The following is a 17,348-nucleotide window of genomic DNA, read 5'->3' on the forward strand; positions in this document are numbered from 1 at the left end:
TCCAACCGGGGCCGGAGTCAGCCCGCCATCGCCGCAATGATACGTTGGGCCTCGCGGCGCGCGGTTAAATCACTGTCAAGCAAACCGGCGAGATCACGGACCGGTTCAGCCGCGAGGCGGTCCAGGCATCCGGCGACGACCTCGGCAATGGCAAGGAAGGGCAGACGGCCGTCGAGGAAGGCGGCCACCGCCTCCTCGTTGGCTGCGTTGAGGATGGCCGGCGCCGTGCCGCCGGCGCGCAGCGCGGCATAGGCGAGGTCGAGGCAGGTGAAGGTGGCGCGGTCGGGGGCTTCGAAGCCGAGCTGGCCGAGCGCGACCAGGTCGAGCCGGCGCACGCCCGCGTCTACGCGCCCGGGCCAGGCCAGGGCATGGGCGATTGCCGTGCGCATGTCCGGATGGCCGAGCTGGGCGAGCACCGAGCCGTCGAGGTATTCGACCAGCGAGTGCACGATGCTCTGCGGATGCACGACGACGTCGATCGCCTCGGCCGGCGCGCCGAACAGGAAATGCGCTTCGATGACTTCGAGGCCCTTGTTCATCAGGGTGGCCGAATCGACCGAGATCTTGCGGCCCATGCTCCAGTTCGGGTGCGCGCAGGCCATTGCCGGCGTGACTGCGGCGAGGTCGGTGCGCGTGCGCCCGCGGAACGGCCCGCCCGAGGCGGTCAGCACGAGGCGGCGGACGCCGGCCGTCGTCAGTTCCGGGCGTCCGCCCGGCAGGCACTGGAACACCGCATTGTGCTCGGAATCGAGCGGCAGCAGCTCGCCGCCGCCTGCGGACAGCGCCGCCAGCAGCAGCGGGCCGGCCATCACGATCGCTTCCTTGTTGGCCAGCAGCAGGCGCTTGCCTGCGCGTGCCGCGGCCAGGGTCGATTCCAGTCCTGCCGCGCCGACGATCGCAGCGACCACGGTGTCGACTTCGGTCAGCGTGGCCGCCTCGGTGAGCCCGGCCGAGCCCGCGAGCACGCGTGTCGACAGGCCGTGGCCGGCGAGGCGCTGGCGCAGGTCCGCTTCGAATGCGGCATCGGCGATCACCGCCCAGGCCGGACGGAAGCGCAGGCACAGTGCAACCAGTGCCTCGACGTTGCGGTGCGCGGCGAGCACGTGCGCACTGAAGCGATCAGGGTGGCGCGCGATCAGGTCGAGCGTGCTGGCGCCGATCGAACCGGTCGCGCCGAGAACGGCGATGCGCTTCATCGTGTGCAGAAGTCGATCACCAGCTTGCCGGCAGCGAATACCGGCATCGCCGCGAACACGCTGTCGAGACGGTCGAGCAGGCCGCCATGGCCGGGGAACAGCGCCCCCGAGTCCTTCACGTTGGCCTGGCGCTTGGCCAGGCTCTCAAACAGGTCGCCGATGATCGAGGCCGCCAGGGTCAGCAGGGCAACGATGACCAGCAGGGCGAGGCCGAGGCCGCGCTCGCCGAGCAGCCAGCCACCAGTCAGGGCGACCAGGGCGCCGCCGACGAAGGCGCCGATCGCGCCTTCGACGGTCTTGCCCGGGCTGATGCGCGGAGCGAGCTTGCGTCGCCCGAAGCGGCTGCCGGCGAAGTAGGCGAAGGTGTCGGCAGCCCAGACCAGGGCAAGGGCGAACAGCGCCCACCAATGGCCGAGCGGTTCGAGATCATGGATCGTCATCAGGGCAACCCACGCCGGCACGATGAGCAGATAGCCGACGACCAGCTTGAGCACGCGGTTGCCCGGAGACGGTGATGCGGCGAACGAGAAATGGCGCAGCCAGGCCAGAGAAACCAGCCACCAGACCAGCCCGAGGCCGATCACCATCGGCCACACGGCGGCATGATCGGCGTACCACAGTCCGGCCAGCAGCAGCGCGCCAGCGACGACCGCAGTGACGCGGCTGGCCATCGATTCGAGTCCGACCAGGCGTGTCCATTCCCACAACGCGAGCAGGAAGGTGGTGCCGACGATCACCGCGAAGACCGGTGTCGGCAGCAGCAGGATGATCGCGACCGCGATCGGGGTCAGCACGAGGGCGGTGATGATGCGTTGTTTCACGAGCCGGGTCCCCTCAACCGCTGGCGGCGACTTGCGCCGAGGTCATGCCGAAGCGCCGCTCGCGCCGCGCGAACTCGTCCAGCGCGCCCTGCAGCACGGCGGCATCGACGTCGGGCCACAGGGTGTCGAGGAAAACGAGCTCGGCGTAGGCGATCTGCCAGAGCAGAAAGTTGCTGATGCGCAACTCGCCGCCAGTGCGGATGAAAAGGTCGACCGGGGGCTGTTCGGCAAGGCAGAAGTACGCTGCCAGGCTGCGTTCGTCGATCGCGGTGGCGTCGAGTTCTCCGCGCTGCACGGCTTCCGCGGCGCGGCGCGCGGCGCGGGCGATGTCCCAGGCGCCGCCATAGTTGACCGCGACGTTGGCCTTCAACGCACGGTTGCCGGCGGTGCGTCGCATCGCCTTCTCCATGCGCTCGCGCAGGTCGCTCGAGAACGCCGACAGGTCGCCGATGAACTCGATGCGCACACCGTGGCCGTGCAGTTCCTCGACTTCGTTGTCAAGCGCCTTGAGGAACAGCTGCATCAGCGCGCCGACCTCGCCGGCGGGGCGCTTCCAGTTCTCGCTGGAGAACGCGAACAGGGTCAATGAGCCGATGCCTCGGCGCAGGCAGAACTCGACAGTCGCGCGCAGCGCCTTCTGACCCTCGCGGTGGCCGAAGCTGCGCGGACGATGGCGGCGTTCGGCCCAGCGGCCGTTGCCGTCCATGACGATGGCGACGTGGCGCGGCACGCGCGGCGCCACGTCGGGCGTGGTGTTCTCGGTCATGCGCGACGCTCCAGGGCGACCTCGATTACATCGCCAGGAGTTCGTCTTCCTTCTTCTTCACCACCTCGTCGATGTCCTTCACGGCGCGGTCGGTCAACTTCTGGATGTCGTCCTCGGCACGGCGCTCCTCGTCCTCGGTGATCTTGCGCTCCTTGAGGAGCTCCTTGACGTGCTGGATCGCGTCGCGACGCACGTTGCGCACGGCAACCTTGGCGTTCTCGCCCTCGCCGGAGACATGCTTGGCCAGTTCCTTGCGGCGCTGCTCGGTCAGGGGCGGGATGTTGATGCGGATGACCATGCCGACCGTGGTCGGGGTGAGGCCGAGGTTGGAGGCGAGGATCGCCTTCTCGATCGCGGCGATCATCGGCTTTTCGTACGGGGTGATCGTCAGGGAGCGAGCGTCGGCGATGGCGACGCTGGCGACCTGGTTCAACGGTACCTCCGAGCCGTAGTAGCTCACCCGCAACGGTTCGACGAGTGAGGCACTCGCCCGGCCCGTGCGCAGGTGGGTGAGTTCATGGCGCAAGGCTTCGACGCTCTTGGCCATGCGTTGTTGGGCGTCCTTCTTGATCGGGTCGAGCATGGGCGCTGTTCCTGCGGTTTCGTTATCCGCCGGAGTATACCAGTCGCGCTCGATCTGCCCGCGCCGCGCGGAAGTTTGGAGATCACGGCTGAAGCCGTTCCTGCGAAAACAAGGCCCTGCAGGAGCGCCTGCAGCCGCGATGGGGCCTCAGTCGGTGACGAGAGTGCCGACTGGCTCGCCGCGCATGATGCGCATCAGGTCGCCCTCACGCGACATGTCGTAGATGCGCAGGGGTACGTGGTGGTCGCGGCACAGCGCGATCGCGCTGGTGTCCATGACCTGCAGGTTGCGTCGGATGACCTCTTCGTAGCTGAGGTGGTCGTAGCGCGTGGCGCTGGCGTCCTTGGCCGGGTCGGCCGTGTAGACGCCGTCGACCTTGGTCGCCTTGAGCAGCAGGTCGGCACCGATCTCGATCGCACGCAGCGCAGCGGCCGAGTCGGTGGTGAAGAACGGGTTGCCTGTGCCGGCGGCGAACAGCACGATGCGGCCCTTCTCGAGATGGCGCATCGCGCGGCGACGGATGAAATCCTCGCAGACCTCGTTGATCTTGATCGCACTCATCGTGCGCGCGGTTCCGCCGGCTTTCTCGATTGCATCCTGCATGGCCAGTGCGTTCATGACAGTCGCGAGCATGCCCATGTGGTCGCCGGTGACGCGGTCCATGCCGCTGGCGGCCAGGCCGGCGCCGCGGAAGATGTTGCCGCCGCCGATGACCACGCCGACCTCGATGCCGGCGCTGCGCACCTCGAGGATCTCGCGGGCGAGGCGGCCGATGACCTTGGGGTCGATGCCGTAGTCGCCATCACCCATCAGGGCTTCGCCGGAGAGCTTGAGCAGGATGCGCTTGAACTGGACCTCGGCCATGTCTCTCTCCGTGCAGGCAAACCGACGCATTGTAGATGACCTCGCGCCCGCCGCGAACCACTGGCGACGAAACGCACTTCCCTTGCCCGCAGGAGCCCCTTCGGGGGCGATGCGTCTTCCGGCATCCTCATGCCGCGCGATCGCCCGTGAACGGGCCCCTACGAAAACAGCCGCGGTTTCCCGCGGCTTTTTCTTCAGGCCAGGCCGGCTTGCTTCATGACCTCGGCTGCGTAGTCCTCGACGACCTTCTCGATGCCCTCGCCGACCGCAATGCGGTGGAACGAAACCACCTCAGCGCCTTCTTTCTTCAGCACGGCGCCGACGGTCTGGTCGGTGTCGATGACGAAAGGTTGGCCGGTCAGGGTCACCTCGTTGATGATCTTGTTGATCTTGCCGCTGATGATCTTCTCGAGGATCTCGGCCGGCTTGGCCTTGTCCTTCTCGGACATCTTGGCGAGTTCGATTTCCTTCTCCTTGGCGATGAAGTCGGCCGGGACATCCTTCTCGGCGATGTACGGCGGGTTCATCGCGGCGATGTGCATGGCGAGGTTGCGGGCAAGTTCGGGCGAGCCGCCCTTGACCTCGACAAGCACGCCGATGCGGCCGCCGTGCAGGTAGCCCGCCAGCGTGTTCGCACTGTCGATGCGCACGAGGCGGCGCAGCTGAACGTTCTCGCCGACCTTGGCGATGATCGCGGCACGCGCTTCCTCGACATTGCCTCCGCCCGGGAAGGCGGCGGCCTTCAGTGCCTCGACGTCCTTCGCATCGATCGCCGATTTGGCGACGTTGTCGGCGAAGGCGAGGAAGTTCTCGTCCTTGGCTACGAAATCGGTCTCGCTGTTGATCTCGACGAGCACGGCCTTGCCGGGCGCCTGGCCGAGCACGATGCGGCCTTCCGCGGCGACGCGGTCGGCCTTCTTGTCGGCCTTGGCGAGACCTTGCTTGCGCAGCCACTCGACCGCGGCCTCGATGTCGCCACCGGTCTGGGTCAGGGCCTTCTTGCACTCCATCATGCCGGCGCCGGTGCGCTCGCGCAGTTCCTTGACGGTCTGGGCAGTGATTTCCATTGGAATACCTCACGTGAAAGCGCGGCGACGGGCGCCGCGCGGAAAGGGGATCGGGGCGGTGCGCCGGCACGCTGCCGGCGTCACCTGGACATCATCACCGGGCCTGGTGACGGGCCCGTGGCGGAACCATGCTGAGCGGTGGTCCCGCGACCGGTCTCACTCGGCGGTCTCGGCCTTGGCTTCGCCGCGCGGCTTGCTGCCGGCGGCAGGACGACGGCCCGACGGCGCCGCACCGCGCTTGGCCGGCGCCTTGCCGCGCGGAGCCTGCTTGCGGCGGTCGTCGACCTTGGCGACCGGGTTGCCTTCGGCGTCGAGCTCGACGAACTCGTCGTTGCCGACGGCGACGGCCGGAGCCGCGGCCTTGCCTTCGAGCACGGCGTCGGCGACGGCGCTGGCATAGAGCTGCACGGCGCGGATCGCGTCGTCGTTGCCGGGGATCGCGTAGTCGACCAGGCTCGGGTCGTAGTTCGTGTCGACCACGGCAACGACCGGAATGCCGAGTTTCTTGGCTTCCTCGATCGCGATGTTTTCGTGACCGATATCGATGACGAACAACGCGTCCGGCAGGCGGTTCATATCCTTGATGCCGCCGAGCGACTTCTCGAGCTTCTCGCGCTCGCGCTCGATCTGCAGCACTTCGTGCTTGACCAGCTTGTTGAAGCTGCCGTCGGCGGCCATCGCCTCGATTTCCTTGAGGCGTGCGATCGACTGCTTGACCGTGCGGAAGTTGGTCAGCATGCCGCCGAGCCAGCGTGCGGCGACATAGGGCTGGCCGCAGCGTGCGGCTTCTTCCTTGATCGCCTCGCGCGCCGAGCGCTTGGTGCCGACGAACAGCAGGGTGCCGCGCTTCTGCGCGAGGCCCGACACGAAGTTCATCGCGTCGTTGAACAGCGGCAGCGTCTTCTCGAGGTTGATGATGTGGATGCGACCGCGTGCGCCGAAGATGTACGGCGCCATGCGGGGATTCCAGTAACGGGTCTGATGGCCGAAGTGGACGCCCGCTTCGAGCATCTGGCGCATGGTGACTTGAGGCATGGTGCGAAAACTCCATCGATGGGCAATCGCGCCGGTTGCATGTGCGGCGGACGAAGCCCGGGGTTGGGACCTCCACGTTCCCAGCGTTGACGACCTCCATCCGGGCGGCATGGCGCGCGGTGGAAGCACCCCGACAACGGTATCGGAACGTGTGTGGATTCGTTCCCTGGCGAGGGAACTGCGGGATTGTAGCGTGAGACCGCGGTCCAGGGCCAGAGCGTCCCCGATCGATCCCGCGGTGGCGTGCGCGACCCGGTTGGCCCGCCGCGGTCCCAGCTGCACCGTGCCTTCGCGCCTCGCACCCCGTATCGCTCAGGGACGCTCTGATCAATCCCGCAACGGCGTCACCGTGCTGGGCGGGCGCAGCCCGGCCTTGCGCCGGCTCGACAGACGGCCAGATTGGCATTGCCGTCGCGCCTTGATCTGCGCCCGCTCAGAACGGTGACGCCGTTGTGGGATCGATCGGAACATCCTTAAACTGTGCGGCCCTCTGCCACCCGCTATCACAATGGCTGTGACCATCAAGACCCCCGAACAGATCGAGAAGATGCGTGTCGCCGGCCGTCTGGCCGCCGAGGTGCTCGAGATGATCGGGGCGTACGTCAAGCCGGGCGTCAGCACCGAGGAACTCGACCGCCTCTGCCACGACCACATCGTCAACGTGCAGAAGGCGATTCCGGCAAACGTCGGCTACAAGGGCTTTCCGAAGACCGTGTGCACGTCGGTCAATCACGTGATCTGCCACGGCATTCCGGCACCGAACAAGATCCTCAAGGACGGCGACATCCTCAACATCGACGTCACCGTCATCAAGGACGGCTGGCATGGCGATACCAGCCGCATGTACTTCGTCGGCGAGCCTTCGGTCCTGGCCAAGCGCCTGGTCGAGACGACGTTCGAGGCGATGATGAAGGGCATCGGTGTGGTGCGTCCGGGCGCGACTCTCGGCGATATCGGCCACGCCATCCAGCGCGTCGCCGAGGCGCGCGGATTCTCGGTGGTGCGCGAGTATTGCGGGCATGGCATCGGTCAGATCTACCACGAGGATCCGCAGGTGCTTCACTATGGCCAGGCCGGAACCGGCCTGACCCTGCAGAAGGGCATGACCTTTACCGTCGAGCCGATGATCAATGCCGGCAAGCCGCACACTCGCCTGCTCCCGGACGGCTGGACCGTGGTCACACGCGACCATTCGCTGTCGGCGCAGTGGGAGCACACGATCACCGTCACCGACGATGGCTACGAGATCCTGACTCCCTGGCCACGGGCAGCCTGAGGCACGCTGCCATGGCCGCCACCGCCGAGGTGCCGGTCCCGCCCTTGCCGCGTCTGGCCGCAGCTGTTCCGCGCGGTGGTGTGGTTGGTCCGGCGCGGCTCGCCCTGCGTCAGTTCCTTGCCGACTACGACCGCGACCTTGCCGGTGCCTTCCGGGATGGTGTCGCGGCGACCGCGTTGGTGCGGGCGCGCGCCGAGGCCGTGCGTCGCCTGCTCGACTACGCCTGGTGCTCCTGGCTCGGCGACACCGACCAGGCGGCCCTGCTCGCGGTCGGTGGCTTCGGCCGTGGCGAGTTGTTCCCGCACTCCGACGTCGACATGCTGATCCTCACGGTCGACGCGCCGCAGCCGCACCTCGTGCGTGCGATCGAGGCTTTCGCAGCCTGTCTGTGGGACATCGGGCTCAAGCCCGGCCTGGCGGTGCGTGATCTTGGCGGTTGCCGTGCACTCGCCGCCGAGGACGTCAGCGTCTACACCAATCTGCTCGAAGCCGGCTGGATCGGCGGCGCGCGCCCGCTCGCCGACGCCTTGCTCAGCCGTCTGCCCGACGAAAGCCTGTGGACACCGGCGCGATTCCTCGCCACCAAGCAGGCCGAGCAGACGGCGCGCCACCAGCGCTTCGGCGACACCGCCTACAACCTCGAGCCGCATCTCAAGGATGGCCCCGGTGGCCTGCGCGACCTGCACATGATCGGCTGGCTTGGTCGCGCGATCGTCGGCTCCGGTGATCCGGCGACGATGGTCGAAGCCGGCCTGCTCGATCCCGTCGACGCCGATGCGCTCGGGGCGGCGCGGGCGACGCTGTTCCGCATCCGCCATGCGCTGCATCTGCTCGCGCGGCGCGCCGAGGAACGCCTTCTGTTCGACTACCAGCGCGACCTGGCCGCTGCGCTCGGCTACCGCGACGAGCACGCCGACAACCTCGGCGTCGAACAATGCATGCAGGACTATTTCCGTGCCGCGCGTGCCATCGGCGGCATCAACGAGGAACTGCTCGTGCGCTGCGGCGAACGGCTGTCGCCGTCAGTGGATGCACCGGTCGTGCTGGCGGAGGGGGTCGTGCGCGTCGGCGACCGTCTTGACGTGATCGAAGCACAACGCCTGCGCGAGGCACCCGAGGCGCTGATCGAACTGTATGCACTGTTCGCACGTGAGCCGGGCCTGCGTGGCCTGCGTGCGAATGCCCTGCGCCTCGTGCGCCTGACCCTGGCCGAGCCCGGCTTTGACCTCGAACACCCGGCCGTGTATGCGGCCCTGCGCGAGCTGCTCGACCTCGGCGCGCCGGCGGTGGAATCGCTGGCGGCGATGGCGCGCCACGGCGTGCTTGCACGGCTCATTCCAGGTTTCGCCCGCGTCACCGGGCGCATGCAGTACGACCTGTTCCATGTCTACACGGTCGACGAACATACCTTGCGCGTGCTGCGCTTCATCGCGCGCTTCGCCGACGAAACCGGTGCGGAGGCATTCCCGCTCGCGCATGCCGTGTTCAGGCGCCTGCCCAAGGTGTCGCTGCTGCTGCTTGCAGGCTTGTTCCATGACATCGCCAAGGGACGCGGTGGCGACCATTCGGTGCTCGGCGAGGAGGATGCGCGCGCGTTCTGCGCGAAGCTGGGCCTCGGCAGTGCGGCCATCGAACGTGTCGCCTGGCTGGTGCGCTGGCATTTGCTGATGAGCGTCACTGCACAACGCCAGGACATCACCGATCCGGACGTGATCGCGCGCTTCGCCGAGCAGGTCGGTGACTGGGAACGCCTGGACTACCTCTATCTGCTGACCGTCGCCGACATCAACGGCACCAGTCCGAAGCTGTGGAACGGCTGGCGTGACCGCCTCCTCGCGGAGCTCTACGCGGCGACACGTTACGTGCTGCGCGGGGGAGCCGGCGAGCTGCCGCAGGCCGACGAACGCATGGCCGAGACACGCCAGCGCGCCGAGGCGATCCTGGTAGCCCAAGGTGTCGATGCCGTGCATGCGGCGCGTGTGCTCGATGGCTTCCCCGACGAAAGCTTCCTGCGCTACCGGCCGGAGCAGGTGGCCTGGCAGGCCAGTGCGATGGCTGCGCATGCCGATCCGGCACAGCCGCTCGTGCACGTGCGGGCACAGGGCGCGCGCGGTACCAGTGAAGTGTTCGTGCATACGCGCGACCGCGACGGCCTGTTTTCGACGATCACCGCGGTGCTCGACCGCCTGCAGCTCGATGTGGTCGAGGCACGCCTGCTTCCGGGCCAGGCCGGCCGCGTGTTCGACACGTTCTATGTACTCGATGCGCATGGCCGGCCGCTCGGCTCGGACGAGGATGTGGCCGCGATAGAGGCTGCGTTGCGCAATGCGTTGTCGCGCGAGCGGCTCGACGAGACAGCGCCACGGCGCACGGTGCCGCGCAGGCTGCGCCACTTCCATATCGCGCCGCGCCTCGTCTTCAGCAGCGAGGGCGAACGTACCCGCGTCGGTTTGGTCTGTTCGGACCGCCCTGGTCTGCTCGCTGCGGTCGCGCAGGCCTTCCGTGCGACCGGCGTGCGCGTGCATGATGCACGCATCGCGACGTTCGGCGAGCGCGTGGAAGACTTCTTCCTCGTCTCCGATACGCACGACCGGCCGCTCGACGCGATCATCGAAAGCGCCCTGCGCGAGGCGTTGAGCGAACGCCTCGATGCCGCACCCGTACCGAAGGCCCAGCATGCCAGCCATCGAATCGATCATTGAATCTGCCTGGGAACGCCGCAACCAGCTCGATGCCGGCGAGGTCGAGGCCGAGATCCGTCCAGCCGTCGAACAGGTGCTCGATGGGCTCGAGTGCGGGCGACTGCGCATTGCCGAGCGCGGCGACGATGGCCATTGGCAGGTGCATGCCTGGCTCAAGCAGGCGGTGTTGCTGTACTTCCGCATCAATCCAAACCGGGTCATGGATGGTGGTCCGGCCGCGGCCTGGGACAAGGTGCCGCTGCGGTTCGCCGGGGACGGCGCACAAGCGCTGGCCGGGCTCGGTGCGCGCGTGGTGCCGGGAGCGCTGGTACGTCGCGGCGCGCATGTCGCGCGCGATGCCGTACTGATGCCGAGCTACGTCAACATCGGTGCACACGTCGGTGCCGGCACGATGGTCGATACCTGGGCCACGGTCGGTTCCTGCGCGCAGATCGGCGCGCGCGTGCATCTTTCCGGCGGAGTCGGCATCGGCGGCGTGCTCGAACCCCTGCAGGCGAACCCGACCATCATCGAGGACGACTGCTTCATCGGCGCACGCTCGGAGGTCGTCGAGGGCGTGATCGTCGAGCAGGGCAGCGTGATCGGCATGGGCGTCTTCCTCGGTCAGTCGACGAAGATCTTCGACCGCACGACCGGTGAAACACGCTACGGCCGCGTGCCGGCCGGCAGCGTGGTCGTCGCCGGGTCCTTGCCGGCCGCCGATGGCAGCCACAGCCTGTATGCCGCCATCATCGTCAAGAAGGTCGACGCCAAAACGCGCGCCAAAACCGCGATCAACGAATTGCTGAGGGCCTGACGACATGGCGATCGAGGTCTACGGCCTGGACAAGTGCAGCACCTGCGTCAAGGCACGCAAGTGGTTGGATAGGCACGGCGTCGACTATCGTTTCGTCGACTACCGCGAGCAGCGCGTGCCGGCGGAGAAGCTGAAGCGCTGGGCCGAGGCGGTCGGTGGTTTCGACCAGTTGGTCAACCGCAGCGGCATGACCTGGCGCAACCTCGCGCCGGCGCGCAAGGCGCCGGGTTCCGATGCCGAGTGGACCCTGCTGATCAGGGAATACCCGGCCCTGGTGCGCCGGCCGCTGGTGGTGCTCGCCGATGGCGACATCAGCCTCGGCTTCAGCGACGCCTTGTTCGCGCGGCTGTTCGGCAAGGCGAAATGAGCGGGCACTCGCTGGTATTCGAGCTGACGTCGGATCTGATCCGGCGCGTCTCGGTGACGCCGGACGACGCCGGCTGCCAGGCCGTGCTCGCCGCACGTCTGGCCACCGCCGGTTTCCAAATCGAGCAGCTGCGCTACGGCGAGGTCGACAATCTGTGGGCGACGCATGGCCGGGGCCGTCCGGTGTTCGTCCTGCTCGGCCATACCGACGTGGTGCCGAGCGGGCCGCCCGAGGCCTGGACGAGTCCGCCGTTCGAGCCGGCGATCCGTGATGGTCGCCTGTACGGGCGCGGCGCCGCCGACATGAAGTCCGGCGTGGCGGCGATGGTCGTCGCCGCCGAGGATTTCGTGCGCCGCCATCCCGATCACACCGGCACCCTGGCAATCCTCGTGACCAGCGACGAGGAAGGGCGCTCGATCGACGGTGTGCGCCGCGTTGTTGAGGAGTTCCGCCGGCGCGGCCAGCCGATCGACTTCTGCCTGGTCGGCGAACCTTCCTCGCAGCGGGCGCTTGGTGACCTGATTCGGGTCGGCCGGCGTGGCTCCTTGAGCGGGCATCTGGTCGTGCGCGGCGTGCAGGGCCATGTCGCCTACCCGGAAAAGGCGCGCAACCCGATCCACGCCGCCGCGCCTGCGCTGGCCGAGTTGGCAGCGACGCGCTGGGACGAGGGTGATGCGGATTTCCCTCCGACCTCGTTCCAGATATCGAACCTCAGCGCCGGGACCGGTGCCGGCAATGTCATTCCGGGCGCGCTGACCGTGCTGTTCAATTTCCGCTTCGGCACCGCGAGCAGCGCGGCGGGTCTGCGCGCGCGCGTGGAGGAATGCCTGCAGCGTCATGGTCTGGACTTCGTGCTCGACTGGGACCTGTCGGGCGAGCCGTTCCTGACCCCACCCGGATCATTGCGCGATGCGGTCGAGGCGGCCGTGCAGGCCTGCTGCGCTCGCCGGCCCGAGGCCAGTACCGGTGGCGGCACCTCGGACGGGCGCTTCATCGCGCCCCTCGGTGCGGAAGTGGTCGAACTCGGCCCGGTCAATGCCAGCATCCACCAGGTCGACGAGCACATCGACCTGGCCGAACTCGAGGCCCTGCCGGTGCTGTATGGCGAGGTCATTGCGCGCTGCCTCGAAAAGCATCGCCCGTGAGCGGGCTCCGGCGGGCGTCTGCCCATTCAGGTTGTGAGGATGCGCCCCATTCGGCGACTTCGGTCGGCCGTTTGTGGTAATAATCGCGAGTCGGTCCGCACCGATGTGCGCTGCCGACCTCCGGACGATCATCCATGGACACTCGCGGGCGCGTTCCCTTTCATCGGAAGCGTGCGCTGACTTGCAGGTTGCGCCGGATGGTTTCAGGGGAAACTCTCGCGCCATGCCGGCGGAGTGCCGGTCGCATATCGGGGTAAGTGCGTTGTCGTACGAAGTGGTTTCGGCTGTGCGGGCCCGGATGGCGATCGGGCGCCTGCTTATTCTTCTGTGCCTTTCCTGCGTCGCCGGGATGGCGATCGCTCTCGATTTCACGCCGCACGGTACCCAGCCGGGCCTGCTGTGGGGGCTGGAGGAGCCGGAAGGCTGTTCATCCTGCCATCGCGGTTTCAGCGGCACCCGGCCGTCGTTCATGCCGCAGAACACCTGGGGTGGCTCGATGATGGCAAATGCCGCGCGCGACCCTTTGTTCTGGGCTGCGCTCGATGTCGCCAACAAGGACTTCCCCGGCGCCGGCGATTTCTGCCTGCGTTGTCATACGCCGCCGGGCTGGCTCGGCGGTCGCGTGGTCAAGGCCATCGGCGGCGGCAACAATGGCCCGACGGGTGCCATGGGCTGCAAGCTCGGCGGTGACTATGATGACTTCGACTTCAAGGGCAACGACTTCGCCGGCATCACCTGCCATTTCTGCCATCGCATGATGCCGACCGGCCCGGCCGGCGAGCCCGGCATGATCGGCAACGCGAACATCTGGATCGACAACACGACCGAATGCTTCACCCCGGACGGCTCGAGCTACGGCGGCCCTTGCCGGTATGGCCCCTACACCTACAGCGACGGCTTCCTGACCCCGCCGCATGGTTGGGTCCAGTCGAGCTACCACACGAAGTCGGCGCTGTGCGGGACCTGCCATGACGTCACCTCGCCGGATACCGACAAGGGCCCGCTCAAGACCCTCGTGCTCGAAGGTGGCGTGGCGACCACGCGGCCGTTCCCGATCGAGCGTACCTATTCGGAATGGACACGCAGCCTGTTCGCCGACCTGATCTTCCGTGACGGCCTGGGCGAGGGTGCGTCCGGCACACCGGCGCTGGCACGCGAGCAGCACTGCCAGGACTGCCACATGCGCAGTTCCGAGGATCCGACGGCGCTGGCCTGCAACCAGAATCCGCCCGGTTCACGCACGGGCAACCTGCCGATGCACGAGTTCGTCGGCGCCAACGCCTGGATTCCCGAGATCCTCAAGAACGAATACGGTGGTTCGGGAGGTCTGGATCGCGAAGCCGATTTTGACCGCACGATTGCCGCGGCAAAGGCCATGCTCACCTCGGCGGCCCAGGTCGAGACGACGATCACCGCTTACACCGCGCCGACCGTGTCGACGGCCGGCTCGATCAGCGTGCGGGTCAAGGTGACCAACCTCGGTGGACACAAGCTGCCGACCGGATACGGCGAAGGCCGGCGCATGTGGCTGAATGTGAAGGCGGTCAGCGCAACGGACACCGTGCTCGCCGAGAGCGCGGCCTGGGACGCCACGACCGGGGTGCTGACCGAGGATGCGCAGGCCAAGGTCTACGAAGTCCTGCAGGGCATCTGGACGCCAGGTTCGCCGGGCGAGTGCGTGGTCGAGGTCGGCGGCAAGAAGAAGTTCCACTTCGTGCTGAACAACTGCGTGCGCAAGGACAACCGCATCCCGCCGCTCGGCTTCCGCCCGAAGACGGCAAGTGACCCGAATGGCGACGAAGTGCGCCCGGTCGCCTATGCCTATCCGGAGACATCCCCAGGCTCGGGCGTGCTGGTCAACTACGACGTCACCGATTACACCTTCCCGCTGCCGGCTGGCGCGGCCCGCCCGATCCGCGTCGATGCGCGCCTGCAGTTCCAGACCGCGAGCAAGGAATACATCGAGTTCCTGCGTGACCAAGCCATCACCGCGCCGGTGATCCCGGCCGAGAACACCATGTGTGCGGGCGAACCGAATCGTCCGTTCGATGTCGGCCCGCAGTCGCTCTCGCGCGGGGAATACATGTACGAACTCTGGTCGAACCCGGCCTACGGCAAGTCGCCACCGGAGACGGCCGGCAATCCATCCAGCGTGACGACGGCGAATTGAGGTGACCATGGCAATGCGTGCGCGCGGGGACATCGACTCGTTTCCATGGGTGGGCACGCGCGTCGGCGTCGCGATGCTCGCCATGCTCGGCGCAGCGCTCATCACCGGCTGCACGCATGCACCATTGCAGGTGTCCGCAAAGCCGCATTCGCTCGATCCCGAGGGGCGCATGCGCGGCTATGTCGAATCGGCCCGCACCTCCGATTTCTGTCCTGACCAGGCGAGCCGACCCGAGACCGACCGCTGCATGGTCACACGCGGCTTCGACTACGCGAGCGGCACCACCGTCGTGCGCATGTACGACCCGAGCGGTGCCCTGATCCGTACCGACCATCCGCCCGGCGCAGACCTCAGCCTGACGCCGCCCGAACAGGGGCGCGTCGAGGCGCTGGTGCGCGCCGACCCGCGCACTGCGTCGATCGTCAATCGACCCGACGTGATGCTTTGGTCGGGTGGTTTCGTCATGCGTGAGCCGGGTGATCGCTACTGCGACCGCGGCAGCCGCTGTATCCGAGTGATCGCCGCTACCGATGGTGGCAATGACGTGGTCCTGCACTCGGTGGTCGATTTGATGACGGACCGCGTCGTCTATCCGTCCTATGAGCCTTCCGGCAAGGAAACGGCCGGCCTTGCCGGGAAACCCTGACCCATGCGCAGTGTGTACGCGTTCCTGTTGTTGATTCCTGTCCTCGTCGGGTTTCCGGTGCCGGTACTTGCCGCGTCGCCAACCTGCGTCGCGCCGGAAGTGAAACTCAGCTGGCCGGCAGTCGACCCGATCTGGGAAATGTGCTGGCTCGGGCCGAACCAGAGCGTCGGTCCGCGTGGCTCCGGCATGGAACTGCGCAACGTGCACTGGAATGGTCAGCTCGTCCTGCGCCGCGCGCATGCGCCGATGCTGTTTGCCGAGTACAAGGGCGGCGCAGGCGGCGACTGCTATCGTGACTGGAAGGACGCCCGCACACCGATCCTTGCTGCAGCCGGCGTGCAGAACCAGCTCGGCGTGATTCCGCCGGGTGGAGAACCGGCCAAGACTTCATGTGACCGGTCGCTGGATGCGACCGCATCGTACGGCGTGTGCCCGTATGCCCTGCCGACACCGCCCGGCTACAGTTGCGCGAATGGTGTGATGATCGAGGACATGGGTAGCCATGTCCTGCTGACGACCCAGTACATCGCCGACTGGTACATGTACAGCTCGCGCATCGAGTTCCATGCCGACGGCCGCATCGCGCCGACCTTCGGCTTCGGCAATCGCAACGGCACGTTCAACCACGTCACCCACTGGCACCACAACTACTGGCGCTTCGAGTTCGACATCGATGGCCTCGGCGACAACGTGGTCAGCACGAACGGTGTCGACCAGGCCACCGAGTTCAGCGACGTGCGCGATGCCAGTGGCGGACCCGGCGGCGGCCCGAAGACCTGGGAAGTGCGCAATGCCACCAGCGGCAATGGTTTCCGCCTGATCCCCGGCACCAACGACTACCTCGTGCCGGCGAACCAGTCGGGTCGCGGCTTCCACATGACCGACTTCATGGCCACCCGTGCCAACGCCGGTGAGTATGGCGACACGCCGGATTACAACCTGTTCGATTGTTCGATGCATGCGGGCAACCTCGTTAACGGCCAAAGCATCGCAAACACGAATCCGGCCTTGTACTACCGCGTGGCCGTGCGCGACACGACCGCCAACGACTGGCCGCCCGGCTGCAGCGGTGCCGGCTGCCAGGCGCAGGATTCGATGGTGTGCAAGAGCGCCGGGCCGGTATGGGTGCCGTTCGGCCCATGGGTGGACCTGATCTTCGCCAACGGCTTCGACGCGCTCGTGCCGGGTGCGCGACCACACCTTTTCCGCTGAGTCGACCGATGACTGCATTTCGACACCAGCGTGGTGCCGCATTGGCCTTGCGGACGGGCGTGCTGGCGCTGATGGCGTTCGGCGTGATCCTGTCCGCCGGTTGCCGCCAGGCTGTCGTGCGCGACGACAGCGGCGCAGGCCCGGCAGCCGTCGATCTCGGCCCGCTCTCCGCCTCGGCCGGCGTTGGTGGCGGCGCCGTCAACGTCGACCTCGCCGCATCGAGCATCGTTCTGCCGGAGTACGTCGCGGTGCGTCGCTACCAGGACGTGTTCACCATCGATGGCAACAACCGCCGCGTGTTCGTCGAGTATGGCTGGGACTATCGTCGCGGCATCGTCGTCGAAACCGTCTATGAGACCGACGGTACGGTGTCCTCACGCACCGACATGCCGGCCCATACGCTCAACTTCACCGACCGCGAACTCGAGTTGGCGATCGCCCTGGCCCGCGAGGATGAGCGGCTGCGTGACGTACTCGCCGAGCCGGGTCTGCACTACTACGCCGGTTTCCCGTATCGCCAGGTCGAGCAGCCAATGTGCGCGGCGCATTCGCGCTGCGTGCATGTGATCGTGTCCGCCGACGACGGCCAGCGCCACGTCGCACATGCGATCGTCGACCTGATGACGCGCAAGGTCGTGCTGCCGAAGCTCGATGAATGGCGCAATCCCGATCCTGTTTCGAATGAAAAGAACTCCTGAGGAG

Annotated in this window: 16 protein-coding genes; 9 read left to right on the forward strand and 7 right to left on the reverse strand. The window is 67.2% G+C overall.

The window, feature by feature from the left end:
• Window positions 1-17: 17 nt before the first annotated feature.
• The 7 genes from KF907_RS12230 to rpsB form a co-directional block, all read right to left on the reverse strand.
• The gene (locus KF907_RS12230; RefSeq protein ID WP_291220754.1) at window positions 18-1,196 is read right to left on the reverse strand and encodes a 1-deoxy-D-xylulose-5-phosphate reductoisomerase; all 1,179 of its coding nucleotides are present in this window, start codon (window positions 1,194-1,196) and stop codon (window positions 18-20) included.
• Window positions 1,193-2,017 (reverse strand): phosphatidate cytidylyltransferase, encoded by an 825-nt coding sequence (locus tag KF907_RS12235; protein ID WP_291220755.1) that lies wholly within the window; start codon window positions 2,015-2,017, stop codon window positions 1,193-1,195. Before KF907_RS12235 ends, KF907_RS12230 begins: the two co-directional genes overlap by 4 nt.
• Window positions 2,018-2,030: 13 nt before the next feature.
• Window positions 2,031-2,783 carry a polyprenyl diphosphate synthase gene (gene uppS / locus KF907_RS12240; protein WP_291220757.1) on the reverse strand — a complete coding sequence of 251 codons (753 nt, stop codon included), beginning with the start codon at window positions 2,781-2,783 and terminating at the stop codon, window positions 2,031-2,033.
• A 25-nt stretch (window positions 2,784-2,808) separates the two neighbouring features.
• Window positions 2,809-3,366, reverse strand: a complete 558-nt coding sequence (gene frr, locus KF907_RS12245) for a ribosome recycling factor (protein WP_291220758.1) — start codon at window positions 3,364-3,366, stop codon at window positions 2,809-2,811.
• 147 nt (window positions 3,367-3,513) lie between these two features.
• Window positions 3,514-4,230, reverse strand: a complete 717-nt coding sequence (gene pyrH / locus KF907_RS12250; RefSeq protein WP_291220760.1) for a UMP kinase — start codon at window positions 4,228-4,230, stop codon at window positions 3,514-3,516.
• 194 nt (window positions 4,231-4,424) lie between these two features.
• A complete protein-coding gene (gene tsf, locus KF907_RS12255; RefSeq protein WP_291220761.1) occupies window positions 4,425-5,297 on the reverse strand; it encodes a translation elongation factor Ts in 873 nt (290 codons plus the stop codon).
• A 156-nt stretch (window positions 5,298-5,453) separates the two neighbouring features.
• A complete protein-coding gene (gene rpsB, locus KF907_RS12260) occupies window positions 5,454-6,332 on the reverse strand; it encodes a 30S ribosomal protein S2 (RefSeq protein ID WP_291220763.1) in 879 nt (292 codons plus the stop codon).
• A gap of 508 nt (window positions 6,333-6,840) precedes the next feature.
• Here rpsB and map point away from each other — a divergent pair.
• The 9 genes from map (at window position 6,841) to KF907_RS12305 (ending at window position 17,344) form a co-directional block, all read left to right on the forward strand.
• Entirely contained in the window at window positions 6,841-7,608 is a 768-nt protein-coding gene (gene map, locus KF907_RS12265) for a type I methionyl aminopeptidase (RefSeq protein WP_291220765.1), read from the forward strand.
• A gap of 11 nt (window positions 7,609-7,619) precedes the next feature.
• Window positions 7,620-10,310 carry a [protein-PII] uridylyltransferase gene (glnD, locus tag KF907_RS12270; RefSeq protein WP_291220767.1) on the forward strand — a complete coding sequence of 897 codons (2,691 nt, stop codon included), beginning with the start codon at window positions 7,620-7,622 and terminating at the stop codon, window positions 10,308-10,310.
• Window positions 10,285-11,106 (forward strand): 2,3,4,5-tetrahydropyridine-2,6-dicarboxylate N-succinyltransferase, encoded by an 822-nt coding sequence (dapD, locus tag KF907_RS12275; protein WP_291220769.1) that lies wholly within the window; start codon window positions 10,285-10,287, stop codon window positions 11,104-11,106. The genes glnD and dapD overlap by 26 nt, the downstream gene beginning before the upstream one ends.
• 4 nt (window positions 11,107-11,110) lie before the next feature.
• The gene (locus tag KF907_RS12280; protein WP_291220771.1) at window positions 11,111-11,473 is read left to right on the forward strand and encodes a Spx/MgsR family RNA polymerase-binding regulatory protein; all 363 of its coding nucleotides are present in this window, start codon (window positions 11,111-11,113) and stop codon (window positions 11,471-11,473) included.
• The gene (dapE, locus tag KF907_RS12285; protein WP_291220772.1) at window positions 11,470-12,618 is read left to right on the forward strand and encodes a succinyl-diaminopimelate desuccinylase; all 1,149 of its coding nucleotides are present in this window, start codon (window positions 11,470-11,472) and stop codon (window positions 12,616-12,618) included. Before KF907_RS12280 ends, dapE begins: the two co-directional genes overlap by 4 nt.
• Before the next feature lie 349 nt (window positions 12,619-12,967).
• Complete coding sequence (locus KF907_RS12290; protein WP_291220774.1) at window positions 12,968-14,788, forward strand: hypothetical protein; 1,821 nt, start codon at window positions 12,968-12,970, stop codon at window positions 14,786-14,788.
• A 7-nt stretch (window positions 14,789-14,795) separates the two neighbouring features.
• A complete protein-coding gene (locus KF907_RS12295) occupies window positions 14,796-15,434 on the forward strand; it encodes a hypothetical protein (protein WP_291220775.1) in 639 nt (212 codons plus the stop codon).
• Between the two features lie 3 nt (window positions 15,435-15,437).
• The gene (locus KF907_RS12300) at window positions 15,438-16,646 is read left to right on the forward strand and encodes a hypothetical protein (protein ID WP_291220777.1); all 1,209 of its coding nucleotides are present in this window, start codon (window positions 15,438-15,440) and stop codon (window positions 16,644-16,646) included.
• 8 nt (window positions 16,647-16,654) lie between these two features.
• Window positions 16,655-17,344, forward strand: a complete 690-nt coding sequence (locus KF907_RS12305; protein WP_291220779.1) for a hypothetical protein — start codon at window positions 16,655-16,657, stop codon at window positions 17,342-17,344.
• The last annotated feature ends 4 nt before the right edge of the window (window positions 17,345-17,348 follow it).

Origin of the sequence: Dokdonella sp. (genome assembly GCF_019634775.1) — a bacterium.
Taxonomy (GTDB): Bacteria; Pseudomonadota; Gammaproteobacteria; order Xanthomonadales; family Rhodanobacteraceae; genus Dokdonella.

Bases quoted from the DNA above. Each gene is read 5' to 3' on its own strand.
- tsf (WP_291220761.1), bottom strand. From the start codon at position 5,297: ATGGAAATCACTGCCCAGACCGTCAAGGAACTGCGCGAGCGCACCGGC.
- dapE (WP_291220772.1), top strand. From the start codon at position 11,470: ATGAGCGGGCACTCGCTGGTATTCGAGCTGACGTCGGATCTGATCCGG.
- KF907_RS12280 (WP_291220771.1), top strand. From the start codon at position 11,111: ATGGCGATCGAGGTCTACGGCCTGGACAAGTGCAGCACCTGCGTCAAG.
- KF907_RS12230 (WP_291220754.1), bottom strand. From the start codon at position 1,196: ATGAAGCGCATCGCCGTTCTCGGCGCGACCGGTTCGATCGGCGCCAGC.
- uppS (WP_291220757.1), bottom strand. From the start codon at position 2,783: ATGACCGAGAACACCACGCCCGACGTGGCGCCGCGCGTGCCGCGCCAC.
- frr (WP_291220758.1), bottom strand. From the start codon at position 3,366: ATGCTCGACCCGATCAAGAAGGACGCCCAACAACGCATGGCCAAGAGC.
- dapD (WP_291220769.1), top strand. From the start codon at position 10,285: ATGCCAGCCATCGAATCGATCATTGAATCTGCCTGGGAACGCCGCAAC.
- rpsB (WP_291220763.1), bottom strand. From the start codon at position 6,332: ATGCCTCAAGTCACCATGCGCCAGATGCTCGAAGCGGGCGTCCACTTC.
- KF907_RS12295 (WP_291220775.1), top strand. From the start codon at position 14,796: ATGGCAATGCGTGCGCGCGGGGACATCGACTCGTTTCCATGGGTGGGC.
- map (WP_291220765.1), top strand. From the start codon at position 6,841: ATGGCTGTGACCATCAAGACCCCCGAACAGATCGAGAAGATGCGTGTC.
- glnD (WP_291220767.1), top strand. From the start codon at position 7,620: ATGGCCGCCACCGCCGAGGTGCCGGTCCCGCCCTTGCCGCGTCTGGCC.
- KF907_RS12290 (WP_291220774.1), top strand. From the start codon at position 12,968: ATGGCGATCGCTCTCGATTTCACGCCGCACGGTACCCAGCCGGGCCTG.
- KF907_RS12305 (WP_291220779.1), top strand. From the start codon at position 16,655: ATGACTGCATTTCGACACCAGCGTGGTGCCGCATTGGCCTTGCGGACG.
- KF907_RS12300 (WP_291220777.1), top strand. From the start codon at position 15,438: ATGCGCAGTGTGTACGCGTTCCTGTTGTTGATTCCTGTCCTCGTCGGG.
- pyrH (WP_291220760.1), bottom strand. From the start codon at position 4,230: ATGGCCGAGGTCCAGTTCAAGCGCATCCTGCTCAAGCTCTCCGGCGAA.